The sequence below is a fragment of the Mesorhizobium sp. M7A.F.Ca.CA.002.09.1.1 genome (assembly GCF_003998555.1).
GTDB lineage: Bacteria > Pseudomonadota > Alphaproteobacteria > Rhizobiales > Rhizobiaceae > Mesorhizobium > Mesorhizobium ciceri.
Window position 1 is genome coordinate 1 of sequence record NZ_RZRR01000624.1, and the last position, 3,435, is coordinate 3,435.

At 62.9% G+C, this 3,435-nt stretch carries 3 protein-coding genes; 2 read left to right on the top strand and 1 reads right to left on the bottom strand.

Annotated elements, in window-relative coordinates; translation table 11 throughout:
- The coding region (locus EN994_RS23330; protein WP_127307832.1) for an arginase family protein at positions 1 to 807 on the bottom strand (807 nt) is incomplete at its 3' end.
- A 206-nt stretch (positions 808 to 1,013) separates the two neighbouring features.
- Between EN994_RS23330 and gcvA the strand changes: the two genes are divergently transcribed.
- Together gcvA and pncB are read left to right on the top strand one after the other, a co-directional pair.
- Positions 1,014 to 1,988 (top strand): transcriptional regulator GcvA, encoded by a 975-nt coding sequence (gene gcvA / locus EN994_RS23335; RefSeq protein ID WP_024502059.1) that lies wholly within the window; start codon positions 1,014 to 1,016, stop codon positions 1,986 to 1,988.
- A 136-nt stretch (positions 1,989 to 2,124) separates the two neighbouring features.
- Positions 2,125 to 3,429: a nicotinate phosphoribosyltransferase gene (gene pncB / locus EN994_RS23340; protein WP_013528440.1), complete on the top strand. Its 1,305-nt coding sequence runs from the start codon at positions 2,125 to 2,127 to the stop codon at positions 3,427 to 3,429.
- The last annotated feature ends 6 nt before the right edge of the window (positions 3,430 to 3,435 follow it).

Consider the following 3,435-nt stretch of genomic DNA (forward strand, 5'->3'; position numbering starts at 1 on the left):
GACATAGGTCGGGCCGTCGCCGACGATCTTGCGCGCCTTCTCGATGATCGCCGGAATGCCGAGGCCGGTCACCTCCTCGGCATGCACCACGGTCATGCCGGACTCGTAGGTGAACTCCCACAGATATTCGGCCGAGCCGCGGATGCCGATCTGGATCGTGCGCGTCGGGTCGAGCACGCCGTCAAGCACCGCGTTGCGGAACGGGCCGCCATGGTGGAACTTGGTCATGTCGAACAGGCCACTGGTGTCGCAGTGGGCGTCGATATGGATCAACCCCACCGGGGCCTTCTTGCCGACGGCCTTCAGAATTGGATGGCTGATCGAATGGTCGCCGCCGATCGACAGCGGAATGACCCCGGCATCGACGATCTGGTTGGTGCGGCGCTCGATATCCTCATGGCTGGTCTCAAGCCGGTAGCGGCTGCGGAACGGCGTGTCACCAATGTCGGCGACCCTGAGCTCATGCGTCGGCGCGCATTCCAGCACGTGATTGTAGGGCCCGATGCGCTCGATGGCGCGCAACGCCCTTGGCCCGAAGCGCGAGCCCGGGCGGTTGGTGACGCCGAGATCCATCGGCACGCCGATCATCGCCACCTGCAAATCGCCGAAATCCGGATTGTCGGCCGATATTTCGCGGTAGGGCGCGGCAAGAAAGGTCGGGATGCCTGAATAGGGCGCCAGCCGCGTGCCGCTCTTGGAGAAGATCTTGTCGGCGACCTTGCGGAATTTCGGGTCGAACATCTCGCCGCCATGGCTTTCACCATATTTGCGACGCAACGCATCGAGCTTGCCGCGATCGTATCCCATGTCCGCTCCTCCTGGGCTGATGCAGTGCCGGCGCGGGTGACGCCTGCGAACCGACCGTCATCCGGCCGGGCCGCTGTCCCGCTGGCTGCCTGCAGATTTCATGTCTTGATGCTGTTCTAAACTCAAGTGTCTGGCAGTGGCATTGAAAAATCAATTGATATTGTTAGGGTGTTTTCTGTGAGAAAATCTCACAACAAAGTGGTACCATGACCAAGCGCCTGCCACCGCTCAATCCGCTGCGCGCCTTCGAGGCAACGGCTCGCCATGGTTCACTGACCAAGGCGGCGACTGAGCTGAACGTCACTCATGGCGCCGTCAGCCACCAGATCAAGGCGCTCGAGCAGTCGCTCGGTGTCAAGCTGTTCGAGCGGGTCGGCCAGCGGGTCAAGCTGACACCGCATGGCGCGGAGCTTCTGCCGGCGGTGTCGACCGCGTTCGACGGCATCGCCGCCGCCACCCAGCGCATGACAAGGCCGGCGAGCAGCGGCACACTTTCGGTCTCCTGCGTGCCGGCGCTACTGTTGCTGTGGATGACACCGCGGCTCGGCAGTTTCATGGCGCAATATCCCGACATAAGGCTGACGCTTATTCCTTCCAACGATCCCAAGGATTTGCGGGCGCCCAATATCGATGTCTGCGTGCATTATGGCGACGGCAGCTGGACCGATTGCTGGATGCGCAAATGGTCGGGCCTCGAACTGTTTCCCGTGGTCAGCCCGACCTTGATCAACAACCGGCCGATCCGCAGCGTCAGGGATCTCGCCGATCATGTCTTCCTGCATGGCGATGACGGCCGCGAGTGGCACACCTGGCTGGCTGCCGCCGATGCGCTGGACCTGGAGCGGGGCCGCCGCCATCACCTCGGCGATGCCCGTATGGCGACCGAGGCGGCGGTGCACGGCCACGGCGTGGCGCTGGGCGACTCGGTGACGGCAAGCGCGCTGCTGGCCAGGGGCATGCTGGTCGCGCCGTTCAGCCTGTCGGTGCCGGCGGTCGACGATTTCTATGTCGTCTGCCGCAACGAGATGCGGACGACGCCGATCGTGCAGGTGTTCGTCGACTGGCTGTTTGCCGAGAAAGCGGGGGACGATGGGCGCGCCGACGCCCCTGTGGCCGGCCGCATCGTCAGCCGCCGCAAGCGTCCGGCGCTCAGGGTGATGGGCGGCAAATCCGCAAGCTGATGCCGGGCTGCGCGCCGCCGCATGCAGGCAGCTCTTTTTGTCGGGCCAGCCTGAAAGCGGGCAGCGTTGCGGCCGATTCGATGCTATGAGGCCTGTCGCAATTGTGGATGGCAGGCAGCGAAGGCGGTGTTGAAACATGGCTAAGACCGATATTGCGCGGCGCGTCTACAACCACACCTGGAAGCTCGACCCGATCGTGCGCAGCTTGCTCGACACGGATTTCTACAAGCTTTTGATGCTGCAGATGATCTGGGGCATGTATCCCAAGGTCGACGCAACCTTCTCGCTGATCAACCGCACGACCTCGGTGCGCCTTGCCGACGAGATCGACGAGGGCGAATTGCGCGAACAACTCGACCATGCCCGCACCTTGCGCTTCTCCAAGAAGGAGATGATCTGGCTCGGCGGTAACAATTTCTACGGCCGCAAGCAGATCTTCGAACCGGAATTCCTCGCCTGGCTGGAAGGCTTCCGGCTGCCCGAATACGAGCTGTCGAAGTGCGACGGGCAGTATGAACTGACCTTCAGCGGGCCGTGGATGTACACCACGCTGTGGGAAATCCCGGCGCTCGCCATCATCAATGAACTCCGATCTCGCGCGGCGATGCGGGCGTTCGGGCCTTTCGCGCTCGACGTGCTCTATGCCCGCGCCAAATCCAAGATGTGGGCCAAGACCGAGCGGCTGAAGGCGCTGCCCGGCATCCGCATCTCGGATTTCGGCACGCGCCGGCGCCATTCCTTCCTATGGCAGCGCTGGTGTGTCGAGGCGTTGAAGGAAGGCATCGGCGAGGCGTTCACCGGCACCTCCAACGTGCTTTTGGCCATGGACAACGACCTCGAAGCGCTCGGCACCAACGCACATGAGCTGCCGATGGTGTTTGCCGCGCTTGCCGACTCGGAAAAAGAGCTGAGACAGTCGCCTTACAAGGTGCTGCAGGACTGGCAGCGCTACTATGGCGGCAATCTGCTGATCGTGCTGCCCGACGCCTTCGGCACAGCATCGTTCCTGCGCGATGCGCCGGACTGGGTGGCCGACTGGACGGGCTTTCGCCCCGACAGCGCGCCGCCGATCGAAGGCGGCGAAAAAATCCTGTCCTGGTGGCGCGACAAGGGCAAGGACCCCAAGCAGAAACTGCTGATCTTCTCCGACGGGCTCGAGGTCGAGACCATCGAGGAGACCTATCGCCACTTCAAGGGCAAGGTGCGCATGTCGTTCGGCTGGGGCACCAATCTGACCAATGATTTCGAAGGCTGCGCGCCGACGGAAACCAACAGCCTCGACGCCATATCGCTGGTTTGCAAGGTCACCGAGGCCAATGGCAGGCCAGCGGTCAAGCTGTCGGACAATCCGGCCAAGGCGACCGGCGATGTGAAAGAGATCGAGCGGTATCTCAGGATTTTTGGCGAGAAGGACCGCGTGGAGCAATTGGTCAAGGTGTGAGGGGTG